Source organism: Halodesulfovibrio sp. MK-HDV (assembly GCF_009914765.1).
In the GTDB taxonomy this organism is placed as follows: Bacteria; Desulfobacterota; Desulfovibrionia; order Desulfovibrionales; family Desulfovibrionaceae; genus Halodesulfovibrio.
This window is the reverse complement of record NZ_WYDS01000006.1, coordinates 98,628-111,421: the sequence shown is the minus strand read 5'-3', so window position 1 is coordinate 111,421 and position 12,794 is coordinate 98,628. Positions and strand designations below refer to the sequence as shown.

Annotated in this window: 17 protein-coding genes; 2 read left to right on the top strand and 15 right to left on the bottom strand. The window is 45.5% G+C overall.

The annotated features are described in order from the left end of the window. Window positions 1–8: 8 nt before the first annotated feature. The 4 genes from MKHDV_RS06435 to MKHDV_RS06420 are packed head-to-tail and all read right to left on the bottom strand — an operon-like array spanning window position 9 to window position 3,218. On the bottom strand, window positions 9–1,424 hold the full coding sequence (locus MKHDV_RS06435; RefSeq protein WP_160713462.1) for a phage tail protein: 1,416 nt from the start codon (window positions 1,422–1,424) through the stop codon (window positions 9–11). A gap of 8 nt (window positions 1,425–1,432) precedes the next feature. Beyond that, window positions 1,433–1,987 (bottom strand): phage tail protein I, encoded by a 555-nt coding sequence (locus MKHDV_RS06430; protein WP_160713460.1) that lies wholly within the window; start codon window positions 1,985–1,987, stop codon window positions 1,433–1,435. Continuing rightward, window positions 1,987–2,883, bottom strand: coding sequence for a baseplate J/gp47 family protein (locus MKHDV_RS06425; protein WP_160713458.1), 897 nt, complete (start codon window positions 2,881–2,883; stop codon window positions 1,987–1,989). The genes MKHDV_RS06430 and MKHDV_RS06425 overlap by 1 nt, the downstream gene beginning before the upstream one ends. Then, window positions 2,880–3,218, bottom strand: a complete 339-nt coding sequence (locus MKHDV_RS06420; RefSeq protein WP_160713456.1) for a GPW/gp25 family protein — start codon at window positions 3,216–3,218, stop codon at window positions 2,880–2,882. The genes MKHDV_RS06425 and MKHDV_RS06420 overlap by 4 nt, the downstream gene beginning before the upstream one ends. Before the next feature lie 122 nt (window positions 3,219–3,340). Between MKHDV_RS06420 and MKHDV_RS06415 the strand changes: the two genes are divergently transcribed. Next, on the top strand, window positions 3,341–3,676 hold the full coding sequence (locus tag MKHDV_RS06415; RefSeq protein WP_160713454.1) for a hypothetical protein: 336 nt from the start codon (window positions 3,341–3,343) through the stop codon (window positions 3,674–3,676). Here MKHDV_RS06415 and MKHDV_RS06410 read toward each other — a convergent pair. From MKHDV_RS06410 to MKHDV_RS06400, 3 genes are all read right to left on the bottom strand, one after another. Then, the gene (locus MKHDV_RS06410; protein WP_160713452.1) at window positions 3,673–4,536 is read right to left on the bottom strand and encodes a hypothetical protein; all 864 of its coding nucleotides are present in this window, start codon (window positions 4,534–4,536) and stop codon (window positions 3,673–3,675) included. The two genes, MKHDV_RS06415 and MKHDV_RS06410, sit on opposite strands and share 4 nt — an antisense overlap. A 219-nt stretch (window positions 4,537–4,755) precedes the next feature. Then, entirely contained in the window at window positions 4,756–5,265 is a 510-nt protein-coding gene (locus MKHDV_RS06405; RefSeq protein ID WP_160713450.1) for a hypothetical protein, read from the bottom strand. Between the two features lie 931 nt (window positions 5,266–6,196). Next, window positions 6,197–6,400 (bottom strand): hypothetical protein, encoded by a 204-nt coding sequence (locus tag MKHDV_RS06400; RefSeq protein WP_160713448.1) that lies wholly within the window; start codon window positions 6,398–6,400, stop codon window positions 6,197–6,199. Window positions 6,401–6,441: 41 nt separating this feature from the next. Here MKHDV_RS06400 and MKHDV_RS06395 point away from each other — a divergent pair, with 41 nt between their 5' ends. Further along, window positions 6,442–6,612: a hypothetical protein gene (locus MKHDV_RS06395; protein ID WP_160713446.1), complete on the top strand. Its 171-nt coding sequence runs from the start codon at window positions 6,442–6,444 to the stop codon at window positions 6,610–6,612. Window positions 6,613–6,642: 30 nt separating this feature from the next. Here MKHDV_RS06395 and MKHDV_RS06390 read toward each other — a convergent pair whose 3' ends face one another. Genes MKHDV_RS06390 through MKHDV_RS06355 form a run of 8 tightly spaced genes read right to left on the bottom strand, consistent with a single transcriptional unit; the run spans window position 6,643 to window position 12,793 of the window. Continuing rightward, the gene (locus MKHDV_RS06390) at window positions 6,643–7,323 is read right to left on the bottom strand and encodes a phage baseplate assembly protein V (protein WP_160713444.1); all 681 of its coding nucleotides are present in this window, start codon (window positions 7,321–7,323) and stop codon (window positions 6,643–6,645) included. Next, window positions 7,304–7,885, bottom strand: a complete 582-nt coding sequence (locus MKHDV_RS06385) for a hypothetical protein (protein ID WP_160713442.1) — start codon at window positions 7,883–7,885, stop codon at window positions 7,304–7,306. The genes MKHDV_RS06390 and MKHDV_RS06385 overlap by 20 nt, the downstream gene beginning before the upstream one ends. Beyond that, on the bottom strand, window positions 7,855–8,388 hold the full coding sequence (locus MKHDV_RS06380; protein WP_160713440.1) for a hypothetical protein: 534 nt from the start codon (window positions 8,386–8,388) through the stop codon (window positions 7,855–7,857). Before MKHDV_RS06380 ends, MKHDV_RS06385 begins: the two co-directional genes overlap by 31 nt. Next, the gene (locus MKHDV_RS06375) at window positions 8,378–8,671 is read right to left on the bottom strand and encodes a hypothetical protein (protein WP_160713438.1); all 294 of its coding nucleotides are present in this window, start codon (window positions 8,669–8,671) and stop codon (window positions 8,378–8,380) included. The genes MKHDV_RS06380 and MKHDV_RS06375 overlap by 11 nt, the downstream gene beginning before the upstream one ends. A 4-nt stretch (window positions 8,672–8,675) precedes the next feature. After that, a complete protein-coding gene (locus MKHDV_RS06370) occupies window positions 8,676–8,864 on the bottom strand; it encodes a hypothetical protein (protein WP_160713436.1) in 189 nt (62 codons plus the stop codon). Window positions 8,865–8,872: 8 nt separating this feature from the next. Then, window positions 8,873–10,747: a phage major capsid protein gene (locus tag MKHDV_RS06365; RefSeq protein ID WP_160713434.1), complete on the bottom strand. Its 1,875-nt coding sequence runs from the start codon at window positions 10,745–10,747 to the stop codon at window positions 8,873–8,875. Then, on the bottom strand, window positions 10,716–12,290 hold the full coding sequence (locus MKHDV_RS06360; protein WP_160713432.1) for a phage portal protein: 1,575 nt from the start codon (window positions 12,288–12,290) through the stop codon (window positions 10,716–10,718). Before MKHDV_RS06360 ends, MKHDV_RS06365 begins: the two co-directional genes overlap by 32 nt. Then, window positions 12,287–12,793: a hypothetical protein gene (locus MKHDV_RS06355; protein WP_160713430.1), complete on the bottom strand. Its 507-nt coding sequence runs from the start codon at window positions 12,791–12,793 to the stop codon at window positions 12,287–12,289. Before MKHDV_RS06355 ends, MKHDV_RS06360 begins: the two co-directional genes overlap by 4 nt. Between the last annotated feature and the right edge of the window lies 1 nt (window position 12,794).

Here is a 12,794-nt window from a genome sequence, read left to right as displayed (position 1 = left end):
TGTAACTCCTAGAGACGTTTAATGAGAAATAAGCCAACGTATGGAGGGCGGTTTTCATGGGATTGCCCACCGCCAGAAAGATTCGTCCCATCATCATTATCGCCAGTGTTACGGCTGTTAAAGTTGTGATATGTGGAACCGGATAGGTCGTTACCCATTTCATATGTGATTGTGTGATCGTGGATAAAGCCGGTACCTTCTGTCAGTGCCACTTTTTCTGCGCCCCCCTTACTACCAACCGAATATTTCCCGCCAGCAACAACAAGAAATCTATCTCGCGCGTTAATTGTTGTGACACTTCGACCATCTGGTGCTGTGTACGTTCGCCCATCACACACACCGTAATTTAAATCTTGTTGACCTGTTTTAGCATCAATCGGCCTACCAGCAGAGTTCACAGTACCATCAAACCAGATACATCCGCCGTGGATACCGGAAGAGTGTGCTTCAGCATCTCCAGTATGCCCAACAATCAAGTCGCGAACCGTCTTCACAGCCTTCGGGGTTGCAAAGGTCGTTGTGCTTGTGCTGGTAATGGAACTACTCAACAACGCCCTAACCTTTGCAACAACACCGTGTGGATCGTTTGTGCCTTTGTGTGCATTCAGCTTGTCATTAACGCTTTTAACGGCCTTCGGTGAGGCAAAAGTTGTTGTGCTGGAATTGGAATCTGAACTACTCAACAGAGCTTTAATTTTCTCCACTAGACCGTGCGGGTCGTCTGCTTCCGTATGCGCAACAAACCGCTTATACACCTCGTTCACAGCTTTAGGTGTTGCTAATAGAAGCGTGTTTGTCGATGTGTACGCGCTACTTCTTAAAGACTTGATCAACTCCCACACACCAAGTGGAGTACAAGCAAGATTCTGTGCAGTTTTAGTTTTATGCTCTTCAACTGTTGCGAGACGAACAAAACCTGTTTGTGCTATTGTTGCCAGTCGGTGCGCCTGTGGATCTTCGTTGTGATCTACTACGTCCTGCTTTGTTGCTAGAACAATTGCCGCATTGATAACCAAATTTACAACGTCCGCATTTTCAAAATGCAAAGGCAGACGAACAACCAGATCACGCACGGAGCCATCAACGGCAACGGGCTTTTCCGTCTCTGGAAAGTTGCCAATACAAAACAGCTTTCCACTCTCATCCATCAAGCCGACTTCTTGAATAGTAAAGCCGCCTGTATCGGCAGGAATGGCAAACTCAAAAATGTAGGTGTTGGGTTCTTTAGGATCAACTTTGATCCCTGCAACCCTGCCCCGCCATACTTCGCGTACAAGCTTTGTCATTCCCTTATTGGGAACAACAGCAAGACCATTTCCGTCACCAACAACCGCATGAGTCAGAGAAAAGCTCTGTCCCTGTGTGGAAGCAAGTCCTAATGCTTGGAGTCCTATGTCTGTCACTACGGTGTAAAAATCAGGCATTCCGTTTCCTAGTTCGCTTTAATTCGACCAAGCTCATAAATGGTCACAACTTCACCGCAGAACACAGCACCGGATACAATCGGCTGCTGTGTCAACGCTGCTGGAGTAAGAGAAATTTTGCCAAGGTGAGAGCGGCAGTTTTTTGCCGAGTTCACAACACGTTCAACCTCTTGATAGGTTGCCTCGTCTGCTTTGTATCCGGCTGGGAGCTGCACTTCTAAATCGTATGTTGCTGGTACGCCTTTCGGCTCAGTTGCCCACCATTCAATTGCACGGACACCAATTCCCAGTGCGCCTAGAGCCTCTTCTACAGCTCCACATGTACCTTTCTTTTTGTGCACACTGATAGAACGAGCTGTTACTTGCCGCTTTTGTTCGTCGCTCCACGCCTCGTTCCACTCATCAACAGAACGCTCGTAAGCCAACCAAGGAAGCGTCGGCAGAGGACAATTATAGGGATTGCGAATTCTATCTATGAGAACAGGCAGGGAGAACGAACGTGCACACGTCTTTTCGAGAGCGCGTTCATACTTGGTGGCATTGGCTGGAAGTAATGACGACATTAAACCGCCTTCACTTTACTATGCAGATCAATATTCTCTGGATCACAGTATGCGGCCTCATTCTTTCCATTTACAATATCTTCGGCTGGCTGTGTAATTTCCACACGGTACACACCCGCAATATGCAAGGCAGCATCAATGCCAGAACGAGCAATGCACATACCGAGTGCATGGCTTTTAGCAACGTAAGCTTCCAGATTCTTCCGTGCTTCATCGAGAACTGATTTAACAGACGGCCCCGGCATAAAGTGCAAAGTTGCTTCTATTTGGTACTCTTTCACTGCCGCTGGTTTAATCTGCAAATGGTCTGTGAATGGACGAACATCACCGCTAAAAACAGTATTCACCTCATCAAGCAACGCCTGATTCGGTACGCCGTTTCCAACTTTAGAAAGGATATACAAATGCACTTCAACCGGAGCCGGAGAAGCTGGATAGGCATCCTTTACGCCCACTACAGACATTGCATGAAAGATGTACGCGCCATCCGGCCCCGCTGTGCTGAATCCTTCAGGAGCAAGCACAACGCGCTTTCTAAAATCGTTATTGGATTCATATGTAGGCGGTACAGGCGGGTATGCTGTAGGATCGCCAGCATCCACCATTTTACGTTTAAGCGGAACACCAGCGGCGAGATGGTCTAAATCTTCATCTTCAGCATATGCAACAAGCACGGCCTTAACCGCCTCATTAATACGCTGACGCAGCAAAAACTCACGATATGCATTTGCTTCAAAGATTTTATAGGCAGGATCGGAAGGCAGCGGAGCCGTAAATTCAGAATCAAGCTCCGCATGGTAAGCAATCATCTCTAGTAAGATCTGCTCAACGCTCAGCTCTTCAATAATTTTAGGCGGCGCAAGAGTAGAAAGATCGATAGCGTTGAATGCACTCATTTGATCTCTACCCCCTCAAGCGTGATCTGCCTGCCGTTCGGCAGGTACACACCCACCAAATCAAGCACGACAACGCCCTCAAGAGCAGACGCAATGCGAACGCTCGTAAGCTCAAAACGCGGTTCCCAACGGATTAATGCTTCCGCTGTAGCTGCATAAAATTCAAGGGATGTTTCGGCATTAACTGGCGCATCAATAAGGGAGGGCAACCGAGAACCGTACTCACGATTCAAAACACGAGTACCAATTCTGGTTGATAAAATATCGGCAATAGACTGCCGTAAATGCGCTATACCGGAGAGTCGTTCTCCGGTTTTCTTATTAATACCATTCATGCGCCCAAATTATCAGGGCAAGGTGGGTGGTTCCAGTGTGGTTTGAAACTTTAAGGGGATGGAGAAGGCTTGACTAAAGGCCTTAATTATGACTTTAACTTATTAACATACAAGGAGGTTCTATGTACGAAAGAACAGCATTTCTCTTAGCCGGCATTCTTCTTGGGGCAATAATTAAAGATTTCTTCGACAAGCGAAAAGAAAAAAGAGAAAGGATTTATGCTGAAAAGAAAGAGGCTTATTTTGGTTTTCTAGAAGCATGCCAGAACCTTGCAAACCGCGTCACTCCTGAAAACCATCACAAGCTTGGCTATTGGAAACTACGATGTGATCTGGTTGGTACACCATCTGTTCTTAAGGCTATTAATGACTTTCTGTCATTTGATGACATCAATATGGCACCCCATGTCACCGAACAACTACAACTTGTCATCAAATCAGACTTAGATTTAGATTAAGATTTCTCAAAGGCAATACTATCTTCGCCAATAACTTCATTCGTCGTCCACTCTGCTAAACCATCTAACGCTATTTTCCTTTCAGCCAAAGCTTCTTCAGGGACTCTATAAGTCTGCCCATTATACACAAAGCAATAATCCGTCCTACGAATAGAATCGACAACATCATATTTAAGATTAATGCGGCAATTATCTTCAAAAAATAGAAAATTACTCTTTACCTCAAACTGGCTGTATAAAAAACTCTCACGTATATTTCGCTCAAATTTAAAACATGTCTTGTTTAAAACTTTGAGCTTTCCCCATCTCCTATCTCTTACAACAGTACTGCGGCAAAGTTCTTGATAACAATATGCCAAGGCACCTTCTAAATATTTAGCAGAATATCTAGCACGCTCAAAATAAAGCTCCATTATCGTAAACAAATGAGAAAGAGCATGGCTTGTTGAAGTAATAGCCAAAAAAGTATTACCTTTAATACTTTTCCCATACCCTCGGCAATCCTTATCAAGAGAGTTCGTGGAATGAACTAATGAATTACGGAAAAGTGATAAAACTTTAAAACATTCTCGAACAATACACTGAACACTAGAAGCAGAAGGCAGTACATTCTTATACTTAGTATAAAAACCCGTATTTTCACCTCCATACAAGCTGGTAAGATACATATCTAACAAGCTATGATATAGAACTACTGCTATGTCTATATGCGCTGGCTCCATGCAACAACCAACCCTTGCATTAATTGACAACATTCTTGTATAGCCAGAGTCATTTTTAATAGTCACACCGCGATTACTAAAAAACTTAACAATGCTACATCGTTTATGAATGAAGTCCAAAAGAATATCCTGTTGCACTTTCAATGCTCCTTATTTTGTATCAACAGGCTCGATACGTTTTTGCCATTTCTTTTACAAGACAGTTAATTAGTACATCCCACATTCTTACCTGCACCCCTTACACATATATCGAATTGAGTACGAACGCATTGAACATGTTACGCGCTATATGAAAGAAAAATAAAAAAGAGGCGGAAACTTAATCCAACCTCTTTTCTGTATAGTGATACGGTAGCTTTATGAATCAGTTAAGGATTTAAACTTCACAAGATCAAAACCAACATGTTCATATTTAGAAGTAATCTGAACATAAATTCGATCTGCCCCTTTATGGTAAAGCCAAAGCTCTTCCCAGTATGAATTACCATTTTGCAGTACTACTTTCTCTTTCTTATGCCAGAATTTAACACCATCAATCATAAGAAGCTCTCGACCTTCGCCGTTTGCAGTCGTTAGCCATATCCTTTTTGAATCCTTATGCAGGTGGTTTACATACAAATAAGCAGTACTGTCATAAGTCCGCCACTTGTGAATAACGCCTCCGCCCCAGGTGACATTATCAACCCCAGTTTTTCCAATCTCATCTCCTCCCCCGATGTAGTAAATTTTATCTGAAACCTGAATTTCAAATGGAACAGATTGGAAGGAAATTGCGTTATCCTTAATTGGATTCATCATTACTTTTTTCACACAACCAGCAGCGCAAATGCAAATTAAAACAAACAACAAGACAATGCGTTTAGTCATAACACCCCCCATACAAAGCAAACACCCACTAGTTTCGCTAAAAATAGTGAAACACCACGTAACGTAAAACAACTACGCACGCGCTAGAGGCTTTACTCTATAGTCAAACTATAAAAAAATTAGAAAACGATTATATTAGTCAACCGAAATCGCTTACGCCCATTCTTTTTTTTTGTCATTTAAAACGTGATGTTAAGAAAAGCACATCTCAACACTTAACCTGTATAAAGTTCGAGGCATGTTGAGACTACCTAGCGCATAAATAAGGAGGGCAACGTGAACCGTACTCACGATTTAAAACACGAGTACCAATTCTAATTGATAGAATATCGGCAATAGACTGCCTAAATGCGCTAAACCGGAGAGTCGATCCCCGGTTACCTTATCAACACCACTTACTGATAAAAACAGGCTGAACATACCGCTCTTATAGGGCTTTTAACATTTAAGGCTTGACGAGAAACTCTCAATATGGCTTTCCTTGACTAAAGGAAACTCTATTAATGGATAGCACTAACGATCATAAACGAACTCGTAGGCAGTACCGAGATGACTTAAAATTCCTCGTAGAGTTAGGCAATTCAGAATACTTGCTTTATGAAACGGACATGCTTGATCATCAGCATAATCTAATAAAGACATACCTATGGGTTGCCTCAATCATTTTCACAGCACAAACCTCTTTTTACTTATCAATTATAAAAGATGATTTTAAATTATTGACGACTTTCACACCAATGAAAATTGATTCAATTTCTACCCCATATTATTTACTCCTTATTCTTTCCCTTTATTGTGCAGTATGTGTTTTCCTATTCGCCGTAGACACACTTAGAGGTAGGAACACACTAGAGGTTCCCTACAAAAACTTTGAAACAGAAATGGTTAATGCATATGATGACGCTTTTGAGAACGACTCATTTGAGCTGTATCAAAAACTCTTAACACAACTTGAAACCAGCATTAACCAACGCTCAACCTTAGCCAACTGTAACGGTTTAAAGTTGAGAAAAATGTCACAGTTACTACTTACATCAGCCGTAACAGGTTTATTTTCCATCGCTTTTCTACTGCTTCCAATAATAAAAATCTCGCTCTCTAGCTTAATAATACTGATAACGTTCGGTCCAACCATAATTGGTTTCTCCATCTACTTCATAATTAAGGACAATTAGCATGACTGAAAAAAAAGAAAATCCGCAACCAAAACAACAACCACAACAAAAACCACCTCGTCCTCAGCCAACAACTAAATCACAGCGTACACATCGTATCATTCAAACTGCTGATAAAGTTAAGACTAACGAGTTTGAACGTTTCGACACAATTCTCAAAAACGACGATTAAAAAGAAAGAGAGGACATCTGTCCTCTCTTTTTAATTAGGCCCCTCCGTGCCCCCATTCCGACAACCATGCGTATGTTCATTCAAAGACACACGTGCCACAACGTCGCTACTGGTTGTAATATCGCCTGTAGTATGCAGCGAGCCATTAAAGGACACATTGCCACCATTACTGCCGCCACCTTGAGAGAGAGGACCATTCAAAGTAATGATGCCGTTTAGGGTAATCTTTGGCGCAGTAATGGTTGCAGCAGTTCCGGCCTCCAAAGAAACTGCCTTAGTCGCCTTGCCCGAAATATCCTTTTTTGCTTCTGCTTGAATATTGCCAGTCGCAAAAACCTTCACATCGCCCTTAATATCCGCAGTCAGCACATGGGCTTCCCTATCGTACGAAACTTCAGAGCCGTCTTTATAGACGGTTTTTTGTATTTCGGGACTGTGATCTGGAGCAGGGAACGCGGTTTGATTCAGCACACCGACAATCACACCCAAGGCTTGACCGGGGGGAGTAATGACGAATACCTGTTCGCCCACTTCCAAGGAGTCATACGTGCGGTTCCCTGCGGCTCTGGTGGTAAGCCACGGCAAATAGTCCGTAACTACTGTTCCAAACTCCACGCGCGCGGTGTTCTGCTGGTAATCAACAGAATGAACCGTGCCTATCCGTACAAGGTTATTGAACTGGCGTTGGAGCTCAGCTAGCGGGAAGCTCATCTATTACATCCTCTGTTACGCAGTCATATTTTTCAATATTTTCAAGTCCTATTTCTGGAGCCATAGAAACATACACTTCATCCGGCGTAAGAAAGTCGTCGTCAAAACATGAAGTACCAAGACACACAGACTGTTCAAACTCCACTAACCACGGTTCCAGCCCGACCAGCTCCGGCGAAAATTGATCTTCCCCCGCCGCAACGAATTGTGCTCCCTTAACTTTGAGTCCAAACCGATTGCCGTTAAGAAAACTTGCGGCATGGGCTGCAAATTCACGTACTTCAACTTCTGCTTTGCCTCCCTTTTTGGAACACACCACACGCAATTCCCACCGAAGGGTTACGGCTAGCTGCTCCGTAGCTGTCGGCACATCATATTCAAAGGAACCGAGCGACAACACCAAAGCAGGTAGGGAAAGCTTCTTTCTTCCTGCGCCTTTCCTTTGCGTAAGGGCTTCGTATCCACACACGTTTGCTTTCGGAAAGGCTTTGCGTAAGGCTTCCTCTATGGCTTCTTGCAAGCCTTCAATTGTTATTTCTTTTGCTTGTACAGGATTCGCCATTTTAGTTCGTGCTCCAAAAGGTCATATAATTTGTCGGAAAGTTTTGGCAGAATATCGCCTGCAATAATGCGCTGTGCTTCTTTTTCTAGGTCTCTACGTTGGTACTCAATCGGATACGCGCGATCTGTAACACGTTTAAACACCGGATGCGATTCCATAGAGTCCACAACAAATGCTCCTTGCACATGCAGCCCACCTTTTGCCTTAACGCCCGATTTAGTCTGCCTTGGCTGCAAACGAGAAACGGATACAGAATTCAGCCCTATAAAGACCTCTCCTTTGATCGAGATCCGCGAGAGCACCACCCTGTTACGCAGTACGCTTGCGGGTATCTGGGTTTCTTTACTCAAAGCACGCACAACTTGCGTACGTAGCCATTTTGCGGTCTTTCTACGGGCAGAAATAATGCTTTTCTGCACCACTTTGGGCGAGGCAATCAGGTCTGCAACAAGCTCGTTAAAATCGTCCGCTCTGCCCTTTTCGATTGTGAGATTAATCTGCATAGCCAAGCTCTACCGATGCCAAACCTGTACCGTCGGGCTTGATAGATATAACTAAAAACTCTCCAGCCTTTTCAATAGAAACAACGCTCTTTTCCCACTCCAGTGTTTCTACATCCTCCACACGGCACATCAAATATGGTTTAGAGCTTTCAACAACCGCACCGCCTATAGTTACAACTTCCCCCTCATTATCAAAAATTGCCGCAAAGGTAGTCCCGTCTTCACGGGACACCTCTACGGCAAATTCATCTAAATCAAGGAAGTCTGAAAAGTCTTCCTGCATGGCCTTACTTCTTCTTAGTATTTTTGGATTCAGAATACAGCTTTGCACGTCCTCGGTTAATCAAGTTATGTGCGGTCTGTTCATCCAAAGTCAGCAGCTCGCCATTACCCACAAAGTCACCATCTACAAGAATCCCTGCGGACTCTTCAGCAACGATCTTGATATTCACCATTACTTTTTTATGTTTAGCCATACGTACACCTATGCCTTTGTTCCGACGCAGAAGGATTCCGCACGACGAACGGCAAAATCAAAATCCTGAAACGCGGTAATACGGGTTACGCCGCTAGTGGATTTAGTAAACGGATCCGCAATAATATCCAGACCGCCCCATAAGCCAATCAACATGTCGGCCCAGTTACCAAAGAACACATCACCGTTAGCAACGTGGTTAGTTGTAATAGTGTTGTAGCCGTTCACTGTATTACCCGCTTCCCAGATCATAGAAGGAGTATTCGGCATTTTCTGAGTAGATTTGCAATGTCCGCGCATACGGGCATTCAGCACATAAGCCATGCCCTCAATGTCGGCATCATCTGCTGCAATCTCTGTTTCAAGCGCAACCAGTTCTTCAAAGGTCGGCTTACCTGCTAAGGCAAAGGACACAGCATTCACACCCGTAAAGTACTTTACGCCTTTAGGCAGATCGTCCGCACCATCTGCATACAATGCAAGCTGGTTAAGCTTCTGTGCCTGTGCTGTTGCAAGCATCTGGCGTACAAAGGCTTCAACATCGATGGAAGACTGAATAATGAAACGGCGGGAAAGTTCTGCTCGAGCTGCCAGCGTACGAGGGTTAAGCTTGATCTGCCCGAAGCCCGCAACGGATTCGTCCGGAACTTCTTCTTCATCCACGATGTGAGCTGCACCGTCACCTAGCTGTTTAGGAATAGTCACGTTACCCACAAGACCAGTAAGCTTAGTGCCTACATTCATAATGAAACACTTTTTCTTAAGTGTTTCGATGAACGAACCCGGCATAAGGTTATCCGCAATAATGTTTGCACTGGTGCCCGCTGTGGTCATTGCACGGCTACCGGAATGGGTAAGCACATCCACAGGAACAAGAATACCATCCGGCTCTTTACCAGACAGATCCGCAGCAGCTCGAGAAGCTTCTCGCTCAAACGCTGCTGCTTCCTGATAGCGTTTGTTTTCTGGAAACGCCAACGCACGAATGACATTCAGGAAAGAGTACTGTTGCAAGTCACGCTCAGACATACCAACAGGCTTATGGATCTCTTCCTCTGTTGGAGTATCTTCTTTCTTGCCCTGCCGCTCCACTAAATGCGCGTTAAAGGCATCGATAGAACGACCTTCAAGAATAAATGTTTCTGCATCTTCCGGACAATCAAAACGGCTACCCAAACGGGTAAGAGCTGCAATGCGCTCACGTTCCGCTTTTTGAATATCGGCGGTGCTAAATTGAGGAGTTGTAGGTGCTGGTGGTGCTCCCTGCTGACGGGTTGCACCTTCTCCGGTTGGCTCTTTAGGGTTGTTAGGGTCAGGCATAGCTCTTTCTCCAGTTGGTTGATTTGTTGTTATCGGCTCGGGAGCAGATCGCCCAACGCCTACATTTGTATCTGCCGGAATAGTTACCAGGGAAATTTCGTACGGTGTCCATTTAGTCGCGCGGTACACGTCCACACCGTCCTCGCGTTCTTCCACCAATTTGATTTCGTCTGTATTAAAGCCAAGGGAGACATTGCAAAGAATGCCGTCCTTAACGTCTTGAAATTTTTCTTCTGCCAGCACGGAACGTCCAAACTTAACCGTAGCACGCGCTTTGCCGTCTGCATCAACATGCGCTGCAACCACAACGCCTATGTGCTTGTCTCGATTATGGTTGAACAGCAGCGGCCCACCAGAAAGCAGACGAGTTAGGTTACACGCTTCCGGTGTATGCTCGAGCACAAGCAGCGTTCGCCACCATTGTTCAATTGGAGCATCCGAGGAGAACGAAAGCTCTACTGTCCGATCTTCCTCACTAAGAACACGCGTTCCCGTTATCGGAAGATCCGCCCGCGCCTGTTGCGAAAGCAGGTCAGCTTTTGTTGGTTTGACTTGTGTTGTCATTTGGTTTTCCTTTGTTCACAACAAATCCGAGCAAGACGGCTGCCGCCTCTGAGGACACGCCAATTTCCTTGGCAACGCGCTCTATGTCTTCTGCTATCTCTTTGAACACTTCTTCCGGCTCATCTCCACGTTCGCGGATAGTCTGCGAAATACTTTTGAGCATTCCTTTATGCTGCAAGCGTTCCGCGTTCACTTCCTTAATCGGGTCCACATACTTCCAACGTCTGCCGTTGTATTTGGCCTGTTCATACTGATCGATGCGCTCAATCTTAAGCGGCGTAGTGCCAATACGAATGGTTTTATGCAGTACTGCCTGTTCTACCCAGTCCCGATACACAACAGAGTAAAAGCGATCCTTGAGCCATTCCTGCACATCCATCCAGAAATCTTGTTCCGGAAGAACTCCCGCACGAATTGAAGAGAAGTTAACCTGTGACAAATCGCCGGAAAGTGAAGCGTACGAAACGCCCAAATCAGCGGCGATAATATGTAGGTTTGTTGTAATGAACTGCTGATACTCGCCCTGCGGAAACTGTGGACTCCACTCTGCAAACTTGTAGCCCACCGGAAGCACATCGAACGTGCCCGGCTCTGCATCCATTGGAATGTCTTCCGCGTCGTCGTCCTCATCGGGAAGATCTACTTTGTCAGGATCAAGCTCGAAAAAGCCTTGTTTAGACGCACCGACACGAGCGTTAACAATCGACGCTTCCGTGTATTTGTCCAAATGGTGCATTTGAGGCAGTGAACCAGCCAGCCAAGAGAAGCCGCGTTTCTGTCCGATCATCTCCGCAGCAAACAAATGAATCATGTCTTCTGCGGAAACGCGGGTTGCTTCCTGATAGCTGGTCACTCCGTGCATGTAGTGCGGATCTTCGTTGACTACATAATAGGCAACTGGTCGCCCGTACGGGGTGTATTCAATACCAGCAAAGATACGGTTGCCGTTGGAAAGTTCTTTCTTGAGATTCACGGGTACGCGGGTCGGATCAATAGCCTGTAGCTGATAGCGGTACTTGCCGAAGCCTTTACCGCGTAGCTTACGAATGAATATTTCCCCATCTGTAGCAACGGTACGCATGACTAGCTTTTCCAGCTCATGCCATGAGTACAGCCCTGTTACTTCCGGATCTTTACCCCAATCTGCAAACGCTGATTTAAGAGCCTCACGCGCAAGAGTATCCGCTTTGCCGTTGTAAGAAACAGCCGGAGAAATCTGCATTCCCTTATGACCAATGACATTGGTGGTACACAGACGAAGGAACTTTTTAGCATGGGGTTTGTTGCGAGCTGCTTCACGTCCACGAGCGCAGACAGGTTGCCAGCAGTGTTCAACAAGAAAATATGGACTTACTGGCGTAGTCGTCCATCCGGTAGTTAGTCTGTCCGCATCTGCCGCAGCAAGTGCACCTGTAGCGGTGCCAAAACCACGCCCAAGATTTCCCCCGCCACCAATGCGGGAGAACTTAGGCATCGATGCGCCGGAGCTTGCGGATACCTGTGCAGTGCCGTTGTTACCTCGAAAGAAATCAAATAGACTCATAACCACACCCGCACAGGTTTCGGTTTAATACCGCGCTCTTTGCGAACAAGCGTTACATAAAACGCTCGTAGCTTCAAAAGCTCATCGACGCTGTAACGGGTGAGGCTACGACCTTTGATGGTGTAACTTAACTGGTCTTTGCTTGCCTTTCCTGCGAGGCAAGCTTTAACGGCATCCAATCCTTTTTCAGCATCGGTTCTACCGTCAAAGCCTGCCCCTTCATTCAGGAGGTTCGGACTTACATTCAACGCGCCACTTTCGAGGAGTACTTTTGTTTCCTCACGTTCTGCAAAAAGCTGCCAGTAATACCGACCAGCTTGCAGATCCGCAGGTAACGAAATCTTATGTGCATCACCTTCCGGCTGACTGAGAACAGTAGCCGCGCCCACACCACGCAGGGCAAGCACAAGGCTGTACCCTGCTGACGGCGGGAATCCGTCCGGTGTAATCAGGCATTCCGCTGGAGTATTCGCAACGAGTTTTTTAGGTATGCAACGCAACAAT

Excerpts from the sequence above, each read along its gene's own strand:
- MKHDV_RS06435 (WP_160713462.1), bottom strand. The coding sequence starts at position 1,424 with ATGCCTGATTTTTACACCGTAGTGACAGACATAGGACTCCAAGCATTA.
- MKHDV_RS06430 (WP_160713460.1), bottom strand. The coding sequence starts at position 1,987 with ATGTCGTCATTACTTCCAGCCAATGCCACCAAGTATGAACGCGCTCTC.
- MKHDV_RS06425 (WP_160713458.1), bottom strand. The coding sequence starts at position 2,883 with ATGAGTGCATTCAACGCTATCGATCTTTCTACTCTTGCGCCGCCTAAA.
- MKHDV_RS06420 (WP_160713456.1), bottom strand. The coding sequence starts at position 3,218 with ATGAATGGTATTAATAAGAAAACCGGAGAACGACTCTCCGGTATAGCG.
- MKHDV_RS06415 (WP_160713454.1), top strand. The coding sequence starts at position 3,341 with ATGTACGAAAGAACAGCATTTCTCTTAGCCGGCATTCTTCTTGGGGCA.
- MKHDV_RS06405 (WP_160713450.1), bottom strand. The coding sequence starts at position 5,265 with ATGACTAAACGCATTGTCTTGTTGTTTGTTTTAATTTGCATTTGCGCT.
- MKHDV_RS06400 (WP_160713448.1), bottom strand. The coding sequence starts at position 6,400 with ATGGTTGGACCGAACGTTATCAGTATTATTAAGCTAGAGAGCGAGATT.
- MKHDV_RS06395 (WP_160713446.1), top strand. The coding sequence starts at position 6,442 with ATGACTGAAAAAAAAGAAAATCCGCAACCAAAACAACAACCACAACAA.
- MKHDV_RS06390 (WP_160713444.1), bottom strand. The coding sequence starts at position 7,323 with ATGAGCTTCCCGCTAGCTGAGCTCCAACGCCAGTTCAATAACCTTGTA.
- MKHDV_RS06385 (WP_160713442.1), bottom strand. The coding sequence starts at position 7,885 with ATGGCGAATCCTGTACAAGCAAAAGAAATAACAATTGAAGGCTTGCAA.
- MKHDV_RS06380 (WP_160713440.1), bottom strand. The coding sequence starts at position 8,388 with ATGCAGATTAATCTCACAATCGAAAAGGGCAGAGCGGACGATTTTAAC.
- MKHDV_RS06375 (WP_160713438.1), bottom strand. The coding sequence starts at position 8,671 with ATGCAGGAAGACTTTTCAGACTTCCTTGATTTAGATGAATTTGCCGTA.
- MKHDV_RS06370 (WP_160713436.1), bottom strand. The coding sequence starts at position 8,864 with ATGGCTAAACATAAAAAAGTAATGGTGAATATCAAGATCGTTGCTGAA.
- MKHDV_RS06365 (WP_160713434.1), bottom strand. The coding sequence starts at position 10,747 with ATGACAACACAAGTCAAACCAACAAAAGCTGACCTGCTTTCGCAACAG.
- MKHDV_RS06360 (WP_160713432.1), bottom strand. The coding sequence starts at position 12,290 with ATGAGTCTATTTGATTTCTTTCGAGGTAACAACGGCACTGCACAGGTA.